General features: G+C 59.1%; 14 protein-coding genes and 1 tRNA gene. 9 read left to right on the plus strand and 6 right to left on the minus strand.

Translation table 11 applies throughout. The features are described 5' to 3' along the window. Nucleotides 1–48: 48 nt before the first annotated feature. Together FHS83_RS06610 and FHS83_RS06615 are read right to left on the minus strand one after the other, a co-directional pair. Entirely contained in the window at nt 49–1,254 is a 1,206-nt protein-coding gene (locus FHS83_RS06610; RefSeq protein WP_167082077.1) for a TIGR03862 family flavoprotein, read from the minus strand. A gap of 63 nt (nt 1,255–1,317) precedes the next feature. After that, nucleotides 1,318–2,403: a patatin-like phospholipase family protein gene (locus FHS83_RS06615; protein WP_167082079.1), complete on the minus strand. Its 1,086-nt coding sequence runs from the start codon at nt 2,401–2,403 to the stop codon at nt 1,318–1,320. A 250-nt stretch (nt 2,404–2,653) separates the two neighbouring features. Here FHS83_RS06615 and FHS83_RS06620 point away from each other — a divergent pair, with 250 nt between their 5' ends. Beyond that, nucleotides 2,654–3,730, plus strand: coding sequence for a cupin-like domain-containing protein (locus tag FHS83_RS06620; RefSeq protein ID WP_167082081.1), 1,077 nt, complete (start codon nt 2,654–2,656; stop codon nt 3,728–3,730). On the opposite strand, the gene FHS83_RS06625 is transcribed toward FHS83_RS06620, so the two are convergent. Further along, the gene (locus FHS83_RS06625; protein WP_167082083.1) at nt 3,727–5,148 is read right to left on the minus strand and encodes a globin-coupled sensor protein; all 1,422 of its coding nucleotides are present in this window, start codon (nt 5,146–5,148) and stop codon (nt 3,727–3,729) included. The two genes, FHS83_RS06620 and FHS83_RS06625, sit on opposite strands and share 4 nt — an antisense overlap. Nucleotides 5,149–5,397: 249 nt before the next feature. On the opposite strand from FHS83_RS06625, the gene FHS83_RS06630 reads away from it, so the two are divergent. Together FHS83_RS06630 and FHS83_RS06635 are read left to right on the plus strand one after the other, a co-directional pair. Next, a complete protein-coding gene (locus FHS83_RS06630; protein ID WP_167082085.1) occupies nt 5,398–6,918 on the plus strand; it encodes a DPP IV N-terminal domain-containing protein in 1,521 nt (506 codons plus the stop codon). Next, a complete protein-coding gene (locus FHS83_RS06635) occupies nt 6,915–7,829 on the plus strand; it encodes a VOC family protein (RefSeq protein ID WP_167082087.1) in 915 nt (304 codons plus the stop codon). The genes FHS83_RS06630 and FHS83_RS06635 overlap by 4 nt, the downstream gene beginning before the upstream one ends. Here the strand turns inward: FHS83_RS06635 and FHS83_RS06640 are convergent, their stop codons facing one another. Then, on the minus strand, nt 7,830–8,339 hold the full coding sequence (locus FHS83_RS06640; protein ID WP_167082089.1) for a thioredoxin family protein: 510 nt from the start codon (nt 8,337–8,339) through the stop codon (nt 7,830–7,832). It abuts the gene before it with no gap. A gap of 155 nt (nt 8,340–8,494) precedes the next feature. Between FHS83_RS06640 and pepF the strand changes: the two genes are divergently transcribed. Beyond that, entirely contained in the window at nt 8,495–10,369 is a 1,875-nt protein-coding gene (gene pepF, locus FHS83_RS06645) for an oligoendopeptidase F (protein WP_167082091.1), read from the plus strand. Nucleotides 10,370–10,428: 59 nt separating this feature from the next. Here the strand turns inward: pepF and FHS83_RS06650 are convergent, their stop codons facing one another. Continuing rightward, a complete protein-coding gene (locus tag FHS83_RS06650) occupies nt 10,429–11,136 on the minus strand; it encodes an SIMPL domain-containing protein (protein ID WP_167082093.1) in 708 nt (235 codons plus the stop codon). A gap of 141 nt (nt 11,137–11,277) precedes the next feature. Here FHS83_RS06650 and FHS83_RS06655 point away from each other — a divergent pair. Together FHS83_RS06655 and FHS83_RS06660 are read left to right on the plus strand one after the other, a co-directional pair. After that, a tRNA-Ile gene (locus tag FHS83_RS06655) sits at nt 11,278–11,354 on the plus strand. A gap of 139 nt (nt 11,355–11,493) precedes the next feature. Next, nucleotides 11,494–17,007, plus strand: a complete 5,514-nt coding sequence (locus tag FHS83_RS06660; protein ID WP_167082095.1) for an autotransporter-associated beta strand repeat-containing protein — start codon at nt 11,494–11,496, stop codon at nt 17,005–17,007. Nucleotides 17,008–17,094: 87 nt separating this feature from the next. Here FHS83_RS06660 and treA read toward each other — a convergent pair whose 3' ends face one another. Beyond that, entirely contained in the window at nt 17,095–18,750 is a 1,656-nt protein-coding gene (gene treA / locus FHS83_RS06665) for an alpha,alpha-trehalase TreA (RefSeq protein ID WP_167082097.1), read from the minus strand. Nucleotides 18,751–18,837: 87 nt separating this feature from the next. On the opposite strand from treA, the gene FHS83_RS06670 reads away from it, so the two are divergent. The 3 genes from FHS83_RS06670 to FHS83_RS06680 all read left to right on the plus strand — a co-directional run bounded on the left by FHS83_RS06670 (nt 18,838) and on the right by FHS83_RS06680 (nt 23,584). Further along, the gene (locus tag FHS83_RS06670) at nt 18,838–19,446 is read left to right on the plus strand and encodes an RNA polymerase sigma factor (RefSeq protein ID WP_167082099.1); all 609 of its coding nucleotides are present in this window, start codon (nt 18,838–18,840) and stop codon (nt 19,444–19,446) included. Then, nucleotides 19,443–20,447, plus strand: coding sequence for a FecR family protein (locus FHS83_RS06675; RefSeq protein WP_167082101.1), 1,005 nt, complete (start codon nt 19,443–19,445; stop codon nt 20,445–20,447). The genes FHS83_RS06670 and FHS83_RS06675 overlap by 4 nt, the downstream gene beginning before the upstream one ends. A 578-nt stretch (nt 20,448–21,025) precedes the next feature. Beyond that, nucleotides 21,026–23,584, plus strand: coding sequence for a TonB-dependent receptor domain-containing protein (locus tag FHS83_RS06680; RefSeq protein ID WP_167082103.1), 2,559 nt, complete (start codon nt 21,026–21,028; stop codon nt 23,582–23,584). Nucleotides 23,585–23,600 lie beyond the last annotated feature (16 nt).

Genomic DNA, 23,600 nt, shown 5'->3' on the forward strand with positions numbered 1-23,600 from the left:
AGGCGAAATAGGGGGCCTTTTGAAGAGATGGGGGGGAAAATGCGGGATTCAAGCGGGAGCGAGGAAAGCCTTGATCCCCTCCGCCGCTATCGCCGCGGTGGAAAAGCAGCCCTGCAAGAGATAGCCGCCAGTCGGGGCTTCCCAATCCAGCATCTCACCCGCCACAAAGACGCCAGGGCGCGCTTTCAGCATTAGATGATCATCGACGGCGTCCAGCCTCACGCCGCCGGCGGTAGAGATGGCGCGGGCGAGCGGGGCCGTGCCGGTAAGGGCGAGCGGCATCGCCTTGATGCGCGCGGCGAGGACTTCTGGGTCTAGCGGCAGATCCTTTTGACCCTCGCGCAGCAACGAGAGCGCGAGCGGGGAAAGGCCGGAGGCTTTGCGCAAGAAATTGGAGAAAGACTGGCTGCCGCGCGGGGCGGAGAGACGTTTCAGCAAAGCCTCTTGCGACAGATCAGGGCGCAGATCGAGGGTGATGTCAGCTTTGCCTTTGGCCTCGATCGCATCGCGCAAGGCCGCGCCGAACGCATAGATCAGACTGCCTTCCACGCCTTTTTCGGTGATCATGACCTCGCCGCGCTTTTCGTTTCCGGCAAAGGAAAGCGTGACCGGCTTCAAGGGCTCACCCGCATGCTTGGTGCGGAAAATCTCCGACCAGGAAACCAGAAAACCACAATTGGCGGGGCGGAATGGAGAGAGCGCGATATCGGCTTTGCCAAAGATATTCGCCCATTGCCCATCGGAACCCAAATGCGGCCAGGAAGCGCCACCCAGCGCGATGAGGGTGGCGTCGGGCGTGAAGCGCACCGCCTCACCTGTGCTGGTCTGAAAGACGAGCGCATCGCCCTCCCAGCCCTGCCAGCGATGGCGGGGGCAAAAACGCACGCCAAGCCCATCCAGCCGCTTCAACCAGGCGCGCAAAAGCGGCGAGGCTTTCATGGTTTCGGGGTAGACGCGCCCCGACGTGCCGACAAAGGTTTTCAGGCCCATTCCATGGCACCATTCCACCAGGTCCTTGGGCGAGAAACGTTCGAAGGCGCGCGCCATGAGGGTCTCGGCGGCACCATATTTCTTCAGGAAATCCGGCGCGGGCTCACTATGGGTGAGGTTGAGGCCGCCCCGCCCCGCCATCAGGAACTTGCGCCCGAAGCTGGGCTTCTGGTCGAACACCGTCACGCCGTGGCCGGCTTCAGCGAGAATTTCGGCGGCGCGCAATCCGGCGGGACCGCCGCCGATGACGGCTATGTGGGGCACGGCAAAACCAATCACAAAACGGCTGGCTTTGTAGGGCTTGGCGCCCCGCCCCACAAGCTGGCGCTAACCCGCCTTCTTGGCCGTATCTGCCGGGGCGAGAAGCCCGCAAAGCTCATTCAGGCGCGGCATCGAATCCTGCACCAGCTTTCCTGAGAGCCGCACCAGACGGGCGATGTTGTCGACCGAGGCATCGTCGAAATCATCATTCACGGTGTAGGGATCGTGCGGATCGCGGCCCAGCGTGACCTCGAAACGGTAATGATGATCGCCCAGAACCTGATCGCACTGATAGCAGACGGTATCGGCATTGCCGTCCATCAGGATGGAGAGGATGGGATGCAGCCAGCCGATCTCGCCCCAATCCTTCGCCGCCGCATAGGGGATGTCGCGTTCCAGCGAGCCTGTGCCTAACGAGACCACGATATAATTCTTCTTGCCCGGGAAAAGCTTATAGGCCTCGGCCAGCGCGCAGAGCGCGGGGTTGTTAGCGAAGACACCGCCATCCACCGCCGCATAGCGCTTGCCTGCCTTGTTGGTAATCTGCGCGGGCGCAAAATAGGTCGGCGCGGCGGAGGTAGCGCGCGCCACATCGCGCAAGAAGAAATCGAAATCGGCCGCGGTTTGTTGCTGCACTTGGCCCGTGGCAGGATTGGGGCGGCTTTGCAGCCCCATACCGCGCGCCTTCCAGCTTTTGAAGAACATCGGCGTGCGGGTGGATTTCACGCCGGATTGTTGCTGGGCTTCAGGCAATTCGATGGCATAGGTCGGCACCAGCACCTCTGTGGAGGTGATATCGCTGAGGCGCATATCGCCGAGAATATCCTTGAGCGTCGCCTCCAGCGCGTCTGCATTATATTTCGGGCCTGTGAGCGAGGGATGGGAAAGCCTGTCCCAGAGCGAGCGATGGAAAATCGCCCCGCCATGATCGGAATAGAATTTACCGAGCTCTGCCGCCGACATGCCTTTGGCGAGGCCGCAGCAGATGATGCCGCCGGTGGACGTGCCCGAGATGAGGTGGAAGAGATCGGCTGCGCGCTGGCCCGTATGCTCTTCGAGGAATTGCAGAAGGGCCGCTGGAAGAATGCCGCGGATGCCACCGCCATCGATGGAAAGGATGCGGACCGTATCGCCTTGCACGGTTTGCGGCATGGCGCGCCTCATCGGTATGTTTCACATACAATATACGCCGCAGGCGATCTTTTGTTAAGCGTTCCGGCCGGATCCGGCGATGCGGATCGCGAGAGAAGAAGCTGCCGCAGCGTCTCGGCTACATCTGTAACAAAGCGTGGCTAAACCCCTGAATTTTCTTGCGGCACATTCGTACATCCGTTAGGGATTTCGCGTTATGCGGGATTTTCGACTGTATTTCTCGCACCTCGCGTAAGGTTGGAGTGCTGCGGTGTCTTTCGAATTTGGTGCGCTTACCAGAGTACGTGAATGGCATGGGGTCACGCCGGAAATCTTCCACGACCAGATCATTCCCGCCGATCAACCCGCCGTTTTGAAAGGGCTGGTCGCCGATTGGCCCATCGTGCGCGCCGCCACCACCTCTTCCAAAGGGCTTTATGAATATCTGCGCGCCCATGACAGCGGCCGGGCGACGACGATTTTCGTGGCGGAGCCCAGCATCAACGGCGCCTTCTTCTATCGCGATGACATGAGCGGGCTGAATTTCGAGCGCCGCAGTCAGCCCTTGCAGATGGTCGCCGCCAATCTTGTCGCGCTTTCAGAAAGCGAGAATCCGCCCGCGCTCTATGCCCCGGCAGCGGTGGCGAGCGAGACCACACCGAGCTTCACAAAGGAAAATCCGCTGCCGCTGGTGGCGCCCGATGTGGAGGCGCGGCTTTGGCTTGGCAATGCCATCACAGCCCCCACCCATTACGACATGGAGGACGGCATTGCCTGTGTGGTGGCCGGGCGCCGCCGCTTCACCTTCTTCCCGCCGGATCAATTGCCCAACCTTTATATCGGCCCCTTGGATATGGCGCCGGGCGGATTGCCGACCTCGCTGGTGAAAGCTTCCGATCCCGATTTTGCGCGGTTTCCCCGCTATCGCGAGGCGCTGAAGGTTGCGCAAGCCGCCGAGCTTGAACCCGGAGACGCCATCTTCATTCCGAACATGTGGTGGCACAATGTGGAATCGCTCGACCGCGTGAATCTGCTCGTGAATTATTGGTGGTTCGAGGGCACACGCGGCGCCGCCTCGCCCTTCAGCGCGCTTGCGCTAGGCTTGATGGCCATTCCGCCCCTGCCCGAAAGCCGCCGCGCGGTGTGGCGCCAAATGTTCGAACATTACGTGTTTCGCAGCGAGGGCGACCCCGTGCCATATCTGCCGGCGGACAAGCGCGGCATGCTGGGAACGCTGACGCCCGATGTGACACGCTATATGCGGACCCAGATCGTACGCTCTCTAACCCGCAGCCTGCCCGCGCAAATTCGCGAGCAGATTCAGCGCTGGGTATCGGCCAGCCCTTAAGCCGCGGAACGCTGGCGGAGAGGTGCCGCAGGGCTTTGCGCGAAGAAGTCGGTCGATTGGCGCAGCCTTTGGGCCTCTTGCGAGAGGGTGTTGGCGGCGGCGGTCGCCTCTTCCACCATGGCGGCATTCTGCTGGGTGACCTGATCGAGCTGAGCCACCGCTGAATTGACCTCTTTGAGACCCGTCGATTGCTGCTGCGAAGCGGCGGCGATTTCGCCCACCAGGCTGTTGATCTCCACCACGCGTTCCACGATGCGCTTCAAAGCCGTTCCGGTTTCGCCGACATGGCGTACCCCCGCTTCCACCTGTTCGGAAGAAGTATTGATCAGCTTGCGGATCTCCTTGGAGGCCTCGCCCGAGCGCTGCGCCAGGGCGCGCACCTCGGCGGCAACCACAGCGAAGCCCTTGCCGGCTTCGCCAGCCCTGGCCGCTTCGACACCGGCATTGAGCGCCAGAAGATTGGTCTGAAAGGCGATCTCGTCGATCACACCGATGATATCGTTGATCTGCCGCGAGGACTGAGCAATCTGATCCATCGCGGAAATGGCGGTGTCGACCACCTGGCCGCCCAGCTCCGCATCCGCTTTCGCGGCGCCTACCACTTTGGTGGCGTGGCCCGCGTTTTCGGCGGTACGTTGCGTGGTGGCGGTGATTTCCTCCAACGCCGCCGCGGTTTCTTCCAAGGCCGCCGCTTGGCGTTCGGTGCGCTGTGACAAATCCTTGGAAGCTTCGTCGATCTGCGCCGAACCATGCGCGATCTGGCGCGCCCCGCCGATCACCCCGGTGATGGTCTCATCAAGTCGCGCCACGGCGGTGTTGAAATCATCCTTGAGCTTGGCAAAATCCTTGCCGAGCGTTGCGTTAATCCGAACATTCGTCTGCCCGCCAGCGAGTTTTTCCAGCGCGCCAGCGACTTCATCGACACAGGTGTTGATGTCGGCCATGGTCTCATCGAGATAAGACGAGATTGCCATTTCCATATCGAGGATGAGCGCCTGGTTGAGAGCCTTGATGGTGGGGCGGATATTCCAAGGCTTGTACCAATAGGTGCGAAATACCAAGGCGATGAGATCATTGAGGATGATCTGATAGGCCGCCGCGTACCAGCGCGGTTCGAGCCCAATTTTCTTATGCGCCAGCCCGATGCGGGTAATGTTCTGCATATAGGCGCATTCAAATGTGCCTTTGAAAAGCAGCGCCCAATGCGAGGACTGCGCCGCTTTCAGCCGCGTGTGCTGCGTGCCCACGATCTGGGAAAGTCTCGGCACGCTGGCGAGGTGCTGATAAAAATCATCTAAGATGCGCGGCAGGGCCCTTTCCACATGCGGCCAGAAGGCTTGCAGACGATCAGCCACATCTGGGCCGATGCCGGCGAAACGCAGACGTTCATTGCGGTCAAAATCCGGGGTAACGCTCATGGAGGGGCTCCGAGGGCGGCGAACAAGTTTGCTTAGCCTACGAATTCACGCCTAATGCCTCGTAAACTTCGCGTCTGGCGCGTGTGCAAAAACACTTAGGAAAACGAGCATAAGCGATTGATTAAAATGCTTGTTTTATCAAACCTTGGGGTGTTTGCGGTAAGTACTTACCAGTCCTTGATCACGCAACTCTTACTGAACGCATGCCCCACCTGATCTATGCTGCCGAAAAATAAGCGGGATGAAACGATGCGCGCCATGTGGGTGTTTCTGGCCGGTCTCCTGATGGGGGCACCGGGGTTCGCAGGCGAACTTGGCCTCTTCGATGCGTATAACGATATCGGCAAGGTGAGCCCGCCGGGCACGGCTTCTTATGATGCGGCACAGGGCAGCTACACACTGACGGCGGCGGGCGCCAATGTCTGGGGCAAAGAAGATGCGTTTCACTTTCTCTGGAAAAAAATGTCCGGCGATTTTGCGCTGACGGCGGAGGTGGTCTTCCCGCCCAAGGCCTATCCCAAGGAGCCCAATCCACATCGTAAAGCCTTGCTGATGATCCGGCAGGATCTTTCCCCGGGCAGTGTTTATGCCGACGTCGCCCCGCATGGGGTGGGCCTGACGGCGCTGCAATATCGCCCCGAGAAAGATGGTGCCACCCATGACATCGAGCTCAATATCGATTTTCCCAAAACGGTGCGGCTGGAAAAGCGCGGCGATGTGCTGACCATGTTCATCAGCGAACATGGCGAGGCGCTGCATCAAGCGGGCGCATCCACCCGATTGCATTTCACCGCGCCGTTTTATGTCGGGCTTGGGCTGACCTCACATGAGGAGGCGATCACCGACAAAGTGGTGTTCAACCAAGTGCGGCTGGAAATGCCTGAGGCGGAGACGGGCAAGACGACTACCTGGTCGACGCTCAATCTGATCAAGATCGATCCAGGCGCGCCCACCGCGACCATCATCGAGCACAAGCAAGGCATCTATGAATCACCCAATGTGGCGGCGGATAAGAAATCCGTCTTGATCAATGAAGACGGAAAATTCTTTCGCATTCCCTTGAAGGACCCGCTGGCAGGCGGCGCGCGCGAGGCGGTTTTGACCGGAGAGGCTAGCGGCTGCTGGGGCGAGCATGGATATTCCCCGGATGGCAAATGGCTGGCGGTGAGCTGTAAAGCGCCGGGCGAAAATGGACCCGATGTGCATATTGTGCCTGCGCAAGGCGGGGCGGCGCGGCGGCTGACGCATCAGCCGATTTCGTTTTTCCATGGCTGGTCGCCCGATGGCAAAACCATCGCCTTCACCTCCATCAAAGATGGGCATGAAGACATCTATACCGTTCCGGTTTCTGGCGGTGCACCGACGCGGCTGACCACCGAGGCGCTGAATGACGGCGCGGAATTCACGCCGGATGGGCGCTATCTCTATTTCAACTCCAACCGCAGCGGCGCGATGCAGATCTGGCGGATGCGCCCCGACGGCAGTGCGCCAGAGCAAATCACCAAAGACGGCTTCGATGATTGGTATCCCCATATCTCGCCGGACGGAAAATGGCTGGTGATGCTGAGTTATAAACAAGGCGAAGCAACCGCGAGCCATCCTATGAATAAGCAAGTGGCGCTACGGCTGATGTCGCTGACGGATGGCTCCATCCGCGTGTTGCATCGCTTGACCGGCGGCCAGGGCACACTGGATTCGCCTTGCTGGTCACCGGATTCCAAACTGATCGGCTTTGTCAGCTACAGCGATATCGCGGAGGGCACGAAATGAAACGCGCAATATTCCTTGCCAGCGTGGCGTTTACTGTGAGCGCTTACGCGGCACCCGTTCGCCCCGCGATTACCGGGGTTTCGCATTTAAGCGTCTATTCCGCCGACATGGCGAAGTCGGACGCCTTCTATACGCATCATTTGGGCGCGGTGAAGCGGCCCGATCCGGAAGATGCCAAAGGCGTGCGCTATTACTTTAATGCGCGCCAATTCGTGGAGGTGCTGCCGCTGCCCGCCAATGCCGGGATCAATCGCATGGATCATGGCGCCTTCAATACCGCAGATGCCGAAGGGCTGCGCGCCTATCTCGCGGCCAACAAGATCGCGGTGCCCAAAGCCGTGACCAAGGCCAGTGATGGCAGCAAATATTTCCGCGTCAAAGATCCCGAAGGCAACACCATCGAATTCATCGAAGCGCCCAAAAGCCTGCCCGATATCCCCGCGGTGAGCCCTTCCAACCGCATGATCCATTTCGGCATGATCGTGCATAGCCAAGCTGCCGAGGACCCGTTCTATAGAAAGCTGTTGGGGTTCAAGCCTTACTGGTTCGGCGGCATGACGTCGGAAAACCCAACCTGGATTTCCTCGCAAGTGCCCGAAGGCCATGAGTGGGTGGAATATATGATCGTCTCGGGGCCGGAGAAGACGGGCATTCCGGCAAGCATGCCGCAAGCCACCGCCGGCGTGCTCAATCATTTCGCGCTGGGCGTCGGCAATATGGAAAAGACCGTGACGCTGCTCACCGAAGGCGAGCGCATCTCAGAAAAGAATGACGGACCGAAAATCGGGCGCGACGGCAAATGGCAGTTCAATATGTATGACCCGGACGGCACGCGGGCGGAATTCATGGAATTCCACGCCGCGACCAAACCGTGCTGCTCGCCCTTTACGGCAAGCGATCCGGAGGAGTGATTACTTCGCCCACTGCGCCAGCCAGTCGACGACGGCTTGCGGTGACATATGACGGGCGTCGGAGAGGGCGGTGATCTTGCCCTTATTGACGAAGGTGCCATCCGGTTCAGCGACGATCACGGCGGGCACCCCTTCAAGGCGACTGGTGATGCCGAAACGCGCCGGGATGGCGAGGTTCTTGTCGAAGCGGCCGACATCGACAGCGACCACTTCGAATTTGGAGGCGATGAAGGGCTTCACCTCTTTCAGCGCCATGATGTTGGCGAGCACAATGCAGTCGCCGCACCAATTGCCGCCGAGATCGATCAGCACCCGCTTATGGCTCTTCTTGGCGCGGGCGAAGGCGGCATCGACCGCGGCCACGGCATCGGCTTTTTCGTCATAGGGGCTACGCTCGACCACCGGCAGATCGGTCATAGCTGCGACGGAAACACGGGGGGCATCCGCCGACAACCCGGGAACGGCTACAGCCGAAAGCACCAGCGCCGAGGCGGCAAGAAAACGCTTCATGGAAACCTGTCTAGTTCGTTGGTCGAGAATGGGGAGATTAGCGCGGCTGCACGACATTAGAAACCGAATTTGCGCCTCATCCGCCGCCACAAAAAAGTGAATGAATTGGGCCGGGTGCGCGCTTATAAAGCAGGCGCTTTCATGAGGCTTTTTCGATGAATCGCTTTGCGTTTTTTACCGCCCTGGCCGTGACCACGGCCCTGGTGCCCGCCAACGCGGCGGCTCCAGCCGCCCCCGCCGCCTATACCTGGGATTTGGGCGACCTCTACCCCTCGCCGGAAGCCTGGACCGCCGCGCAAGGTAAGGTCAAAGGCGAAATCGACAAGCTGGACGGCTACAAAGCCACCATCGGCAAGAGCTCCAAGGATATGCTCGCCGCCCTCTCCGCGATGAGCGACACCCGCCGCCAGCTTGACCGGCTGTTCGTCTATGCCTCGCTGAAAGGTGACGAAGATGTGCGCGTTTCCAAGAACCAGGAGCGCGTGCAGCTCGCCCAGGCGCTGATGGCGCAATTCGGCGAGAAGACCTCTTGGCTGACCCCGACCATTCTGACCATCGGCGCCGATAAGGTCGCGGCCTTCGAAAAGCAGAGCCCGGAGCTGAAGAGCCGTTTCGGCTTCATGCTGGACAATATCCTGCGCGCCGCCCCCCACACCCTGACACCGGAAGCCGAGCAGGTGATGGCTTCGGTCTCCAATGTGCTGGCGCAGCCCAACACCATCTATAGCCAGCTTTCCAATGGCGACCTGCCCTACCCCTCGCTGGTACTCTCGGACGGCACCAAGGTGGAGCGCCTTGATCAGGCCCATTATTCGAAATACCGCCAATCGGCCAATCGCGATGACCGCAAGAAGGTGTTCGACACCTTCTGGGGCGCCTGGAAAAAATATGAAGGCACTTTCGGCGCCACGCTGAACACGCAAGTGCTGGCCGAAGAATTCGATGCCAAGGTACGCAAATTCCCCAATGCGCTCTCGGATGCCCTCTTCTCCGACAACATGCCGGAAGGGGTTTATCGCCAGCTTGTGGCCCAAGCAAATGCGGGGCTTCCCACCTTCCATCGTTATCTGAAACTGAGGAAACGCCAGCTTGGCATCAAGGACGAGCTTGGCTATCACGACATGTATCCCTCCATCTTCCCGCTCAAGACCGAACCGAAATTCACGGTGGAAGAGTCAGAGAAGATCGGGCTGGACGTCACTGCCGCCTATGGGCCGGAATATACGAACCTTCTGAAGAAGGGTTTTTCCTCGCGCTGGATGGATGTGCTGCCGCGTCAGGGCAAGGCCTCGGGCGCCTATATGAACGGCTCGGCCTATGACGTGCACCCCTATCTTTTGTTGAACCACAACGACGATTACCAGTCGCTCTCAACCCTGGTGCATGAGTGGGGCCATGCGGTGCACACGCTCCTGACCCATGACAATCAGCCTTACGAGAAATCCAACTACTCCACCTTCACGGCGGAAACGGCCTCTATCGGCAACGAAATGCTGCTGAACGATTATATGGTCGCGCATGCCAAGACGAAGGAAGAGAAGCTTTATTATCTCGGTGAAGGCCTGGAGCTGATCCGCACCACCTTCTTCCGCCAAACCATGTTCGGCGAATTCCAGCTCGCCATTCATGAAGAGGTGGAAAAGGGTAATGCCTTGACCGGCGAGAAGCTGTCCCAGATCTATTGCGGCCTGCTCAAGCACTATTATGGCGAGAAAGAAGGCATCACCAGGATCGACCCCAGCGTCTGCATCGAATGGGCTTTCATCCCGCACTTCTACTATGGCTTCTATGTTTATCAGTATGCCACCTCTATGGCTGGCGCCGCGGCGCTGACCAAAGAAATCGGCGAGCAGAAGCCCGGCGCGCGCGAGCGCTTCATCAACCTCTTGAAGGCTGGCGGCTCGGATTATCCCTATGAGATCTACAAGAAGGCCGGGCTCGATATGGCGACGCCTGCGCCCTATCAAGCGCTTATCGCCCGCATGAATCGCCTGATGGATCAGATCGACGAGCTGGAAAAGCAGAAGTAATTTCTGCGGCAGTCAAAATCGAAGCCGGGAGGAGCGATCCTCCCGGCTTTTTTGTTGGCCTATTTGATCTCGAAGGTGATCGAAACATTGGCGGAAAGCGTTTCCTCACCGCCCGCGACCGGCATGGCTTCCTGTGCCATGGCGCGCATCGCCGCAGCCTTGAACATCGGCTGCGGCACATAAGAGCCGCCTTCATTGATCGAGAGAATGGAGCCCAGCGTGATGCCAGCCGCCTTGGCAATGGTCTGCGCACGATCCATCGCATCCTTCACCGCTTCCGTGCGCGCCTCTGAAAGCAACGGCTTTGGGTCGTGGATGGCAAAGGAAATGCCGCCGATCTGATTGGCGCCCGAGGCGACGAGCGCATCCAGCACCGGCCCGGCCTTATCGATCCCCGTCGTGACCATCACGGTATTGGAAACCTCATAGCCCGAAATCTTAGGCGTGCAGGCCACGTTCGGCTTGCAGGGCGTATATTGCGGGTTGAGGGAGATATTGGCGGTCTGGATCGCCTTATCGGGCACGCCCTGGTGTTTCAGGCTGGCGATCACCGCATTCATGGCTTTGGAGTTGGCGGCGAGCGCCTCGCGCGCGGATACCCCTTGCGCCACCACGCCGGCAGAGAAATTGGCTTCATCCGGGGCGGCCTTGGCCTGGCCAGTGCCGGTCACGATGAGGGTGCGCGGCGGGGCCAAATCCGCCGCTAGGGCAAAATTCCCCAAAAAAATTGCTGTCCCAGCGATGACAAAGGCGGTCGATTTGGTCATGTTCTCATCCCTTTCCCGAAGCCTACCCTAGCTTGGGTGGCAAAGCGGCCATAGGTGGAGTTTCTCTGCCGAAGCCTGTATGGGAGATGAACCGCGGCGCCTTCGCCAGAGATTTTGGTGTGGGATTTCGCGACCCTTTGGGGGCCTGTAGCTCAGTTGGTTAGAGCTGACCGCTCATAACGGTCTGGTCACAGGTTCGAGTCCTGTCGGGCCCACCAAATTCATCACCGCCGAACCCCACGCACAGCAACCCACGGGATGCGGCCCCAAAGCTCACCGCTTAGTTGTTGTATGGTCGTAAGAGCCTGTTTAGAGTGAATAAATTGAGTATGATTTTTGTGGGTATCTGGGGGAATCATGCATCGCGATTATCAGGCGAGCCGGTCTTTGGGCCGGGCGGGGATTTCTGGCGACTGTGAGCGCGGCGCATTGCGCAAACGCAAGGCCATCGCTCTCTCTTCAGCGAGTCTGCTGGCGCTGATCGCGACCGCAAGCGCGGTTTCAGCAACGACCTATCAAAACAGCATCACCTCCGACGCAACGCTGAGCGCGCCGATCACCATCCCGAAAGGATATAGCCAACTCACTTTTGGAATCGGAAACAACGCGACCCTGACATTGGGGCCGGGCTCTGATCCGCTGTCGACGGTCTATGTCACGGCATTGAGCGGGGGCGGCAAGCTCGTCAACAACACGACAATAACCACCAATGGCGCAGCCATCGAGTATGTCGGGTTCAATTCGAATTACACTCTATTCTCAATCACCAACAATGGCACGATCCAATCAACAGTTGGTTCGGACCAGTATGCGTTTTCTTCCTCTTGGTATGGTGTAACTTCCTTCAATAACACAGGGACGATTACCGCCATGGGTCCGGGCGGTGCAGTAAGCGTCTCAAATATCGAGTTCACTAATTCTGGTACCATTACGGCTGATGGAACTGCCGTTATTGCCATATATTCGAATTTCTTAAATACAGGGACAATCCGGTCCAATAACGGAATTGGCGCATACATCCTCAATGGGGGCGCTCCCAACCCAATAAATAGCGGCACGATTTACGGCAAGACTGTTGGCGCAGAGCTCATGGGGGGGCTGACCAACAGTGGTACGATCACCTCTCCGGGAATTGCCGTAGGCTTGGAGTCGTATAACACGTTCCGCAACACTGCCACCGGTGTAGTGGATGGAAGCATTGCGCCAGTAATTTCTTATACCACATCTCGTTCGACCATCGAAAACTACGGCACCATAAATGGGAGCGTCAATTTCGGCCTATACGACGGTTATTATCCGTCAAACAATACCTTCATCGCGAGACCAGGAAGCGTCGTGAAGGGCCCCATTCTTCTCGGAACTGGCGGCGATACCTTCGCGACCAACTTTATTAATAATGGCCCGGGACAATTTGCAGGTCTTACCGGCCAAGTATTTGGCTCTGGCACATCCAATTACTTGCACTATTTCGTGACTTCCGATGCTTCGGCGTCAACGCTTACTGTTCCCTCGATCTTCGGTTCTGTGACCTTTGATCTCGCTAATAACTCTAAGCTGGTCCTCACACCGGGCGACGTCGGCTTCCATGCTATTGGATTTGCCGGCACAGGCTCGGCCGATCTAACTGTCAACATTGCTGCAAATAACGGCTATACGGCCCTGGATATGACGAAAGGGTCCATGCAAACCGCCGGAACGCCTGCAGCCACCATCCCAACCCTTCTTGACATTACGAGCCGCGGCAACATCAGCGGTACCCGAAGCGGGAATTATGGGTGGGGTCCGCTCGTTATGGTCGCAAGCGGCTCCAAATTCACCAATGCGGGCACGGTTACCGTGCAAGACCCGACACCGCTGCAAAGCCCATCGACCTTTATTGGCATATATGGCCTGAGCACGATCGTAAACAGTGGCACGATCAACCTGCTAAATGCTGACGGCATAAATTATAACGGCTATGACAGCGGCAATCTGAATGTCACCAACAGCGGCACGATCAACGCGCTAAGTGGCGATATCTCCAGCAGAGGAATTGTAAGCGCAAAATCCGTCACTAATTCCGGCGTGATCTCGACCGGCGGCGTGGCCGTAACGCTCGCGTCTTCAGTCCAAACAGCGAATAGCCTCAACAATACCGGCAAAATAATAAGTGCGAATTCCGATGCGGTCGCCACGGCTTACACCAGCTATTACGCCAAAATCACGAATGGTGCTGGCGCCACAATCCGCGGTGCGCACAGCGGAATTTATGTATCGAGCTGGAGCGGCACTCAAATCATCAACGCGGGTACGATCGCTGGCGGGAACTATGCCATCAACGCCCATGACTCATTTTCAGGCATAGCGTTGACATTGCAGAGTGGGTCGACCCTCACTGGCGACGTGATGGGATCTACCTATGCAACAAACGCATTGACCCTTGCGGGCTCAGGTTCGGAAGACAGTAACTTCTACAATTTCTTCTGGCTCACCAAACAGGATGCTGGCACCTGGACTTTGAGCGGCAATAATGTGATCGCGCTCACCACGGTCTCTGGCGGCACGCTGGTGGTGACCGGCAGTCTGACCAGCGCCTATACCATCGACACCGGCGCCACTCTGCAAGGCAGCACGGCGTCGCTTCTGACGTCTTCGGCGATTTCGGATAACGGCTCGCTGGTGTTCGATCAGAGCGTGGATGGTGCCTTCAGCCAAACCATCACCGGCTCAGGCGGCGTGGCGAAGAGCGGCGCAGGCACACTCGTTCTCACCGGTACCAACAGCTATACGGGCGGGACGGTGTTCAATGCGGGGACACTCGCTGTTTCAGCGGATTCGCCGCTGGGCGCTACGAGCGGCGGCCTGACCTTCAACGGCGGCACACTGAAATTCGCGAGCCAGTTCAACCTTGATAGCGCGCGCGGCTTAGCGTTGAACGCAGGCGGCGGCACGCTGGACACCAACGGCTTTAACACAGGCCTGTCGCAAGCGATCTCCGGGAACGGGGCGCTGACCAAGGCTGGCAATGGCACCCTCACCCTGTCTGGCATCTCGACCTATAGCGGCGCCACGAATATTCAGTCCGGCACAGTGGCGTTGAGTGGCGCGGGCAGCATCGCCGCTTCGAGCGGCGTCGCCAACAGCGCCAGCTTCGACATTTCGGCGACCGATACAGGCGCCACCATCACCACATTGAGCGGCAGCGGTACCGTCGTGCTCGGCAGCAAAACGCTGACCATCAGCAACGGGTCATCGGAATTCTCCGGTGTGATCGGCGGTACAGGCGGCCTCACCGTAAGCGGTGGCGCGCAAGTGCTGTCCGGCGCCAACACCTATACCGGCGGTACGACGATTGCCTCTGGCGCCACACTGCAGCTTGGCAATGGCGGTACAACGGGATCGCTCACCGGAGATGTGGTCGATAATGGCGTTCTCGTGTTCAACCGCGCCGACACCTATACCTTCACGGGCAATCTCTCTGGCACCGGCGCGATCACCGTGGCGGGTACCGGGCGTGTCATCTTCACCGGCCAGAACACGCTGACGGGCGGCGTTGGCGTTGGCAGCGGCTATACGCTGCGGATGAGCGATATCGGCACCGTCAGCGGCCCCATCGTCAATAACGGCATGGTGCATTTCGATAATGCTGGCAGCCAGACCTTTGGCGGCACGCTCAGCGGTAGCGGCTCGCTGACCTATTCCGGCGGCGGCACCCTCACTTTGACCGGCAACAACAGCTACACCGGCAATACCTATATCAACACAGGCATGGTGGGCGTTTCCTCGGATGCCAATCTCGGCAGCGGCGGCACGCTTGTGCTGGCGAATGGCACCGGCATCGTCTTTACCGGCGGCGGCACCTATACCCATGCGGTAACGGTTGCGGGTGATCCGACCTTTGCGGTAGCGGGCGGTTCGACGGTGACCTGGTCCGGACAAATCAGCGATGGCGGAACACCCGGCGATGTCGAAGTGGTGGGCGGCGGCACCCTGGCGCTGACCAACGCAGCAAATTCCTATTCCGGCGGCACCGTGGTGAAAGGCGGCAGCACGCTTAGCATCGCCACCGATCATGCGCTCGGTTCGACGGCGGGAGGTCTTACGCTCGGCGACGCCGCGAGCAGCGGACGGCTGCAATTCAGCGCTAGCGCAACTCTCGATCCGGCCCGGGCTGTATCCCTCAGCGCTGGCGGCGGCATCATTGACACCAACGGCTTTGATGCCACGGCGGCACAAGCTGTTTCGGGCGCAGGCGGCTTGACCAAAGCCGGCAACGGCACCCTCACCCTTACCGGCGCCAATACCTATAGCGGCGGCACGATCATCAGCGGCGGCACGTTGCAGATTGGCGCGGGTGGCAGCGTGGTGGGCAATATTGTCGACAACGCGACCCTTTCCTTTAATCGCAGCGACAACATCGCTTTGGCTTCTGTGGTATCGGGCACCGGCGGCTTGACCAAGAGCAACAACGGCACCCTTACCCTGAACGGCGTCAATACTTATAGCGGGGCCACCAATGTGGCCGCCGGGCGCTTGGTGGTGGGCGACGCCACGCACAAAACCGCTGCCATCGACAGCAGTAATGGCGGTGTGCTGGTGACAGCGGGCGCTAGCCTGTCCGGCTTCGGCAAAATCGGCGCTGTTGTCACCAACAATGGCACCATCGTCACCGGTGCTTCCGCCGGGTCGCTGACCCTTGCAGGGCTGGCGCAAAGCGCCCGCGGCACCTTGGCCGTGGAATTGTCACCGGCAACGCAGCTCAGCGTAACGGGGGCAGCCTCTCTCGCAGGTACGCTGAATGTTACCCCCCTGTCCGCGAGCAGCGCTCCGCAGATCAATTCCGTCTTGCACGCCAAGACCGTCAACGGCCGCTTCGACACGCTGACGGTTACGGGCGGCGCCTCGGACATGATCTATGGCGTCCAATACGCATCCAGCGGACAGGACGTGAATGTCGTAGCCATGCCGCAAAACGCAGGCCAATTCTATGGCGACCTGCGGATGGCAAACCTCAATACCGCCTTCAGCCTGAACAACATCGTCATGGATCGACTTGGCGGCGAGCAAACGGCCAATGGAGCCTGGAAGGTCTGGGCCAAAGGGCTTTACGGATCAGCCGATAATGACGGCACGAGCAACGCGAGCGCCTTCAACACCACGCTCGCGGGCTTTATTGGCGGTGCCGATTACGGCTTTGGCAGCGGCTATTCCCTGCATGCCGCGCTTGCTTATAGCCAGTCCGATCTGACTTTGAGCGGACATGGCGGAAAAGCTTCCACGTCCAGCCTCTATGCCTCCATGGCGGGACACGCGCCGTTCGGCAGCCTCCTGCTCGACGTGGCAGGTTTCTATGCCACAAACAGCACCGATCTTAGCCGCGACACAGAACTGACGGGTTTCGCGAGCGCCAAGCCGGATAGCTCTGTCCTCGGCTTCAGCCTGCAAGCGGGGTGGCCGCTGCTCGACGGCGATCTCGTCCCAACCGCCCGGTTGAACTTCGCCAATTACCTCCAGTCCGCCATCAGCGAGACCGGCGGCGCGGCACTGAATCTCGCGGTCGGAAGTGGCGATACGAGCGAGCTGCGCGGCGATTTCGGCGCGCGCTATGCGCATCGCTTCACTTCAGACGATATGATCCTGACCCCGTCGGTTCATATTTTCCTGGATCAGACTCTGAGCGCGGCGTCTGACAAGATGACGATGCAGCTTCCCGACATTTCGGCGAGCTTCGAAGCGCCCGCCGCCAAAGCCGATCGTACCGCGGTGCTGATTGGTGCCGGGCTGAACAGCAGCTTTGGCGATCATCTGAGCCTCAATCTGGGTCTTAACAGCCGGATTGGCGCGAAAGAGAAACAGCTTATCGGTACTGCGGGCCTGCGCTGGCAGTTCTAAGTCCGCGACCAACATCCGTTCACCCTCGCGCTACCTGCGCGGGGGTTGGCGGGCAGATCATCCCTCTTCCCATCCAAATCAACAGCCTCAGTTTGGGGCGGGGCAGCGGTCTACCGTAGGCAGGGTGGCGAAGGCTGGATAGTCCGCCAAAAGCTTGCGGGTCACGCCGTTGGTCCAGCCGAAGCCATCCTGATTGACATATTCCCCGCCCCCTCCAGGACGCCCGAGTGTCACCACATCGTATTTCTCGAGCAGCTTGCCGCTCTCTTGATAGACCTTGCCGACATTGACGGCCCAGCGGCAGGCAATAGCGGCTGCCAAGCCTCGCTGGCGATAGCGCTTCAAGCCATCCACCGCCACCCATTGCAGCGGCGCCCATCCATTCGGCGCATCCCATTGCTGACCGGTTGTGACGGGCGTGGTGACGATGCCACCCGCCGCGAGCAGCGTTTTGCGCGCGAAGGCGGTGACGCGTTCGGCCTGCGTTTGATCGGCAGCGCCTACAAAGAGGGGATAGAAGATGGCGGCGGATATGCGACCGGTCGCTTGCCTGCGGCGCCAATGGTAATCGACATAGGTGCCCTTGGCGTCGTCCCAAAGATAGCGGTTCATCGCAGCGCGGCGCGATGCAGCCTTGGCGTGGAAGATTTTTGCACAATTCTGATCGGCCTTGCGGGCGCAGCCCTCGGCGATGGCCTGTTCGAGCCCGAAGAGAAGGCTGTTGAGATCGACAGGGACAATGGAGGAGGTTTCGATGCGGGTCAGGGATTTGCCGTCCGCGAACCAGCGTGAGGAAAAATCCCAGCCGCTTTCGGCTGCCGCGCGGATATCACGATAGGTCTCTCCCGCAGGGCGCGACACGGCGCGCGCGACTGCGCGATCCTTCTGAAAAGCTTCGTCGCGCGGAGTGTCGCTGTCGTCCCAATACCGGTTGAGGATAGCGCCATCGCCGAACGCCACCACGCGCGCCTGGGCGGTTCCGGGCTTCAAGCCTTCCGCGCCTTTCATCCAGAATGCATATTCGCGGCGAAGCTCTGGCAAATAGCGGGCGTAGGCAGCCGCCGGGTCTGTCTTGTTGGTAAGCGCTACCATCTTGAAAAAGAAAGGCGGCTGCGAGCGGCTGAGATAATAGCTGCGATTGCCATTCGGGATATGTCCATAAGTGTCGATCAGCGAAGCAAAATCACCAACCATGTTGCCGACGAGATAAGACCGGCCGCTTTCGGCGAGTCCCAACATAGTGAAATAGGAATCCCAGTAATACATCTCGCGGAAACGCCCGCCCGGCACCACGAAGGCATAAGGCAAGCGCAGAAGCGATCCACCTTGCGGCACGCTATCAGCATGGCGCACCAGAACCGGCCATAGACCATCTATATGCGCGATGAGCGGCAGGCCTTTGGGCGGCAAAGGCGCAGAGCGCACCGGTTCGATCACAAAATGGGCCGCGACGAAGCGCTTTAGGGCCTCCGCGCTCTGGGGCTTGTCCCGCTGGAACGCCGTCAAAATTTCGGCTGGCGGGGATTTCGGCACGGCATCGGCGAAGGTCTTATCGTCATCGAATACGCGCGCCTCTTCGACCGCTTCGTAAAGCGGCCCATAAAGCTCTTGCGGCGTGGCCGGACGAGGTGCACCGGCCCCGGCCGCCGACAGAGCTAAAAGCGCAGCAAGCACTACAAACGTGTATTTTGCGGTCCGGCAATTGGCCGGTGCAACTTTGCCGAAACCCGATCTCGCGTTCATTTTTAGATCCTTCGATCCCGTGACGCGGCGTTGCGCGGTGTGCGCACACCATCCTATACTGTTGCAGGGGCATTCGGGGCAGGTGTTTTGCCGGAAACCAGTTCTCCACTCTTTGCAGTGTTCCAAGAGAACGAGGCCGCGCTCAAGCGATATTTGAAGCGCTTCTTTCCGCGTACCGAAGATGTCGATGATCTGGCGCAGGAAACTTTTTTGCGCGCCTTCGCCGCCGATGCGTTCGAGACTGTCGGTAACCCCCGCGCCTATCTCTTTCGTGTCGCCAAGAACCTTGCGCTCAACGAAAAGGAGCGCCGCGCACATGCGACATCCAGTCCAATAGAGGATTTCGAGGAGTCACCTGTCTTAGAGGATAGAACTCAGGTGGCTGCGGACGACGCGCTGGACTCGCGCAGGCGTTTGCGCGTGCTCGCGCAAGCAGTGGCCGTGTTGCCACCGCAATGCGCAAAGGTATTCCTGCTCAGGAAGGCATATGGGCTTTCCTATAAGGAGATCGCAGCCAAGCTGAATATCTCGGTCAGCACGGCCGAAAAGCACATGGTTTCAGGCCTTTTGCGGTGCAGCGAATATCTGCGCCAAGAAGGATATGAGATCGAGAGTAATCCCGTCAGACCGGCGCGAAAGCTCACGCCGGCGGTCGTGAATTTGGAGACCAAGCATGGGAAGGCTGGCACCCCATGAGTGACAGCAACAAGATCGTCGCCTTCCCCGAAATCGGTGAGATCGAGGCGGAAGCCGCGGCTTGGGCCGTCCGTATCGAGGATGGCACGCCAGAGGATTATGCCCGCTTCCGCGAATGGCAAAGCAAGAGCCCGCTCCATCGCGAGGCGGCGGAGCGCTTTTGCAGCCTGCTCGCGCAATATGATGGGCTTGAATCGTATGTGGAGCCACGGAGCGAGGCGGAACATCCCGCACCGCAACGCCCACACAGGCGCTTCTGGCCCAAAGCTGCCGTCGGAGCCATCGCCGCCACCATCGCTTTCGGAGTCTATATAAAGTGGCCGGAACCGGCGCCCGTTATCCTTGCCTACCAAACCGAGATCGGCGCGCAGAAGAATATCTCGCTGCCGGATGGCACGAACATGGTGCTGAATACCAATTCCAAGGTGGAAATCATTCTTTCCGCCAAGGGCCGCGAGGTAAGACTGGCGCGGGGCGAAGCCTATTTCGATGTCACACATGACAAGACCCGCCCCTTCACCGTGACGGTGGGACAGCGCCAGATCCGCGATATCGGTACCGCGTTTAATGTACGAAAGCTCGATAAAGCGGTGGAAGTTACCGTTACCAAGGGCGAAGTGGAGCTGCGTGGCGCGAGTGGCGCGGCGTTAACGCGCGCCAATGCCGGTGAGGCGTTGACCTTTGATGCAAAGATCGAAAAGCGCAAAAAGCTTGCAGTGCCGGAGCTTAACCGCCAGCTTGCCTGGCGCGAGGGCGTCTTGATTTATACAGGGGAACCGCTGTCACAGATGATCGCGGATATGAACCGCTACTCGCACGATAAGATTGAACTGCAGGACCCTGAACTCGGCAAGATTCTGGTGGGCGGCTATTTCGCCATCGGCAAGCTCGACGCGATGTATCAGGCCCTGGACGTCAATTTCGGCATCCGCCCCGTCAGACTCGATAAAAATCATGTCATGCTGGTGAGCCGCGCAAGCGAGACACGCCGGCGGAAATAAGCGATGCCGCTTACAGGAATGTGCAAGGTTGTACTTCGTGCATGCTGGGGGTTGGAGCTATCATACGTTGCCGACCGAGGGATGAGGCGACGCTGGATTTCTTTTTTTACGCAAAAAATTTCCTGTTAGCCTTATCACCTACTGGCGGATTTCATTGTGCTGGCTGTCTTTGGATACGAGGCCGGTGTGAAAGCTCAGTTCCTGCTGATCACCCGAGTCGATAAGTGACGTCAGGGAGAAGAGACTTCGCGTGTTACGAGGCCTGCTGCTTGATTGCTGCGGGCTTGGTGATCCTTAGCGTGCCCGCATCTGCTGAGACTGAGAAGTTCGACTTCCGTATTCCGGATTCGTCGATCGGCGAAGCTTTGACCCTGCTGGCGCAACAAGGACATGTGCAGCTTCTTTATCCCTATCAGTTGGCTCGGAGCAAAGGGAACAACCCGGTTTACGGACGGTACAGCGTTCCAGAGGCACTCGATCTGCTTTTGAAAGGAACTGGCTATTCCGGCGGCCTTACATCCCAAGGGGTGATCACAATCGCCCTGCGAAAAAAAGGTTGTCAACCAGAGGGGAATGCCATGCTTCCAAACGGCAGAAATTCCGTTTCCGTGCTTGCCTTATTGCTTGGCGCGATTACCGCGCCGAACTGCCATGCCCAAGCAGCACCAGCACCCGTTTCGGGCCAGGATGCGGTGGAAACCGTTGTCGTGACGGGTTCAACATCGCGGCGCACCGTTCTTAACGCCTCGGTCGCTGTAACGCCAATCACCGACGAGCAGATCGCACTGAAAGCACCGCGCAGCACAGACGAAGTGCTTGAAATGGTGCCCGGCATCTTTGTCGAAGCCACCGCGGGGCCGGTGTCGAATAACTATTCCGTGCGCGGCCTCCCCGGCGGCGGGCAGAACTTCGTCCGCCTGATCGAAGACGGCATGGCGCCGATCTATACCGGGCTCAATGACGACGAGGTATTCCAGAACAATATCGGGATCGAACGCGTCGAAGCCCTGACTGGTGGTTCCTCCGGCATCCTCACGCCGAACGCGGCAGGCGCTTCGATCAACTTCATTTCGCGCAAACTCAATTACGACCAGGCAGGCGGCATCTTCCGCGCCTCCTATGCCTCTTATGGCGATGTGCGCGGCGATGGCTGGTTCTCAGGCCCGATCAAGGCGCTGGGCGATGATGTGGCTTTCTCCATCAGCGGCTTTTATGACGACACCAAGGGCACGCGTGCCTCCAGATTCCATTATCCCACCTGGCATCTGAAGACTCAGCTTGAAAAAAGTTTTGCCGATGGCGGCTATGTCCGCGCCACTTACCGCCATTGGGATGAGCACGACCCTTATTACGCCGACCAGCCTTACGCCTTCAAGAACGGCAAGATTTCCAGCGTGCCTGGGCTTGATTCCCAATTTGGCAGCATCATCGGCCCGGATTTCGGAAATATCACCGTGCCCAATAGCTGTCTTGCCAATGGCCAGTGCTTCCGTAATTTCTCCATTTCCAAGGGGATACATGGCGTCGGCGATCTATACCGCCTCGATTTCCAGAAGCCGCTCGGAAAGGAGTTCAGCCTCTTTGCCCGCGCGCGCTATACCCAGACCAATTGGGATTTCAATGGCGTCTTCGCCGGCAGTGGCACCGGTAATGCAGGCCTTGCGCCCGCCAGGGTCTATCTGACCAACAATTCGAACTCGCCCATCCAATCGCTGCTGCAGCAGGGCGCCGCCGCTTTCCCGACGGCGGTGCAGTTCGGCATCCGTCGCCTCAACACCGGGCAGGTCATCGCCGCCTCCAACACCGCTGCGCTCAATGCGCTGAACGGAAACGGCCTCTTGGAGCAGACCGTGCTCAACCGCCAGCTCATCAAGATGCGCGATTTCGGCTCTGATTTCGGCGTCAAATGGGAAACCGACGGCGCGGGGTGGACCAACAGCCTGACGCTCGGCGCGATGTACTATTCCACCCATCAGGACAATGACCAGTCCGGCACGGCGACGCTCATCAACGACGTCGTGAACCAGTCGAACATCTATGACATCGTGGCGCTCGATGGCGCCAGCAATGTGGTGGGCACGCTCTCCAATAACGGCCTCATCGGATATGGCACCTGGGGCAATGGCATGAGCTATTGGCAGCAGACCTCCACCTCGGTCTATGTCAACAATGAATTCGCGTACGCCGAAAAGCTGCATGTCGATTTCGGCCTGCGTTATGAGCATGAGCGGCGTACGGGCGCGGGCGGCAATTCCTCACCCTTGCCCATTCCTGCAGGCGTCGGCGGTCTGTTGCAGGTCAACCCCAACGCCTTCAACGGTACCTATACGCCTTTCACTGGCGCGGAATCGCCACTGCATTGGACGGTGGGTGTAAACTATGTGATTGATCCCTCGCTCTCGGTCTATGGGCGCTACGAACACGCTTATCAGACCCAAGGCTCCAACAATAAGCCGACAGGGATCACTTTGTGGGAAACCGGCGTCACCTATGCGGGCTTTGGGATGGTCGGCACGTTGCGCCTGTTCCGCACCGAGTTCAACAACCAGAGCTGGGGCGGTGGTGTGGTGCCGACCAATCCTGACCTGAACCAGGGCTTCTTCGCCGATTCCATTACCAATGGCCTGAACGCCGATCTGACTTATCGCCCGGAATTCGACGCGCTGAAAGCCTTCTCGGTGCAACTGCAGGGCACCTATCAGAAATCGGAATTTTCCAATGTGCGCACCGGCGTGATCAATGTCGGTGGCCAGAACATCTCGCAACAGATCAACGATTTCTATAACGGCAAGACCCCGCAGCGCACACCGGATGTGATGTTCGCCATCCAGCCGACCTATGATCTGCCGGGCGATCTCGGCACCATCTATGCGCGGTATAAGTATATCGGCCGCATCTTCGCCGATAACGGCGACCAGGTGGAGCTGCCCGCCTATGGCGTGGTGTCGGTGGGCGTGAACTACAACATCTCTGAGCGCATGACCCTGAACGTCAGCGGCGATAACCTAACCAATGAGATTGGCCTCACCGAGGGCAATCCGCGCCAGGGCTTCACCCAGCAGATCGTCAACGGATATTTTTATGGCCGTGGCATCATCGGGCCGAATGTGCAGGCCTCTCTCACCTATAAATACTGAGTACCCCTCCCTGTCA

Source organism: Rhizomicrobium palustre (genome assembly GCF_011761565.1).
GTDB lineage: Bacteria > Pseudomonadota > Alphaproteobacteria > Micropepsales > Micropepsaceae > Rhizomicrobium > Rhizomicrobium palustre.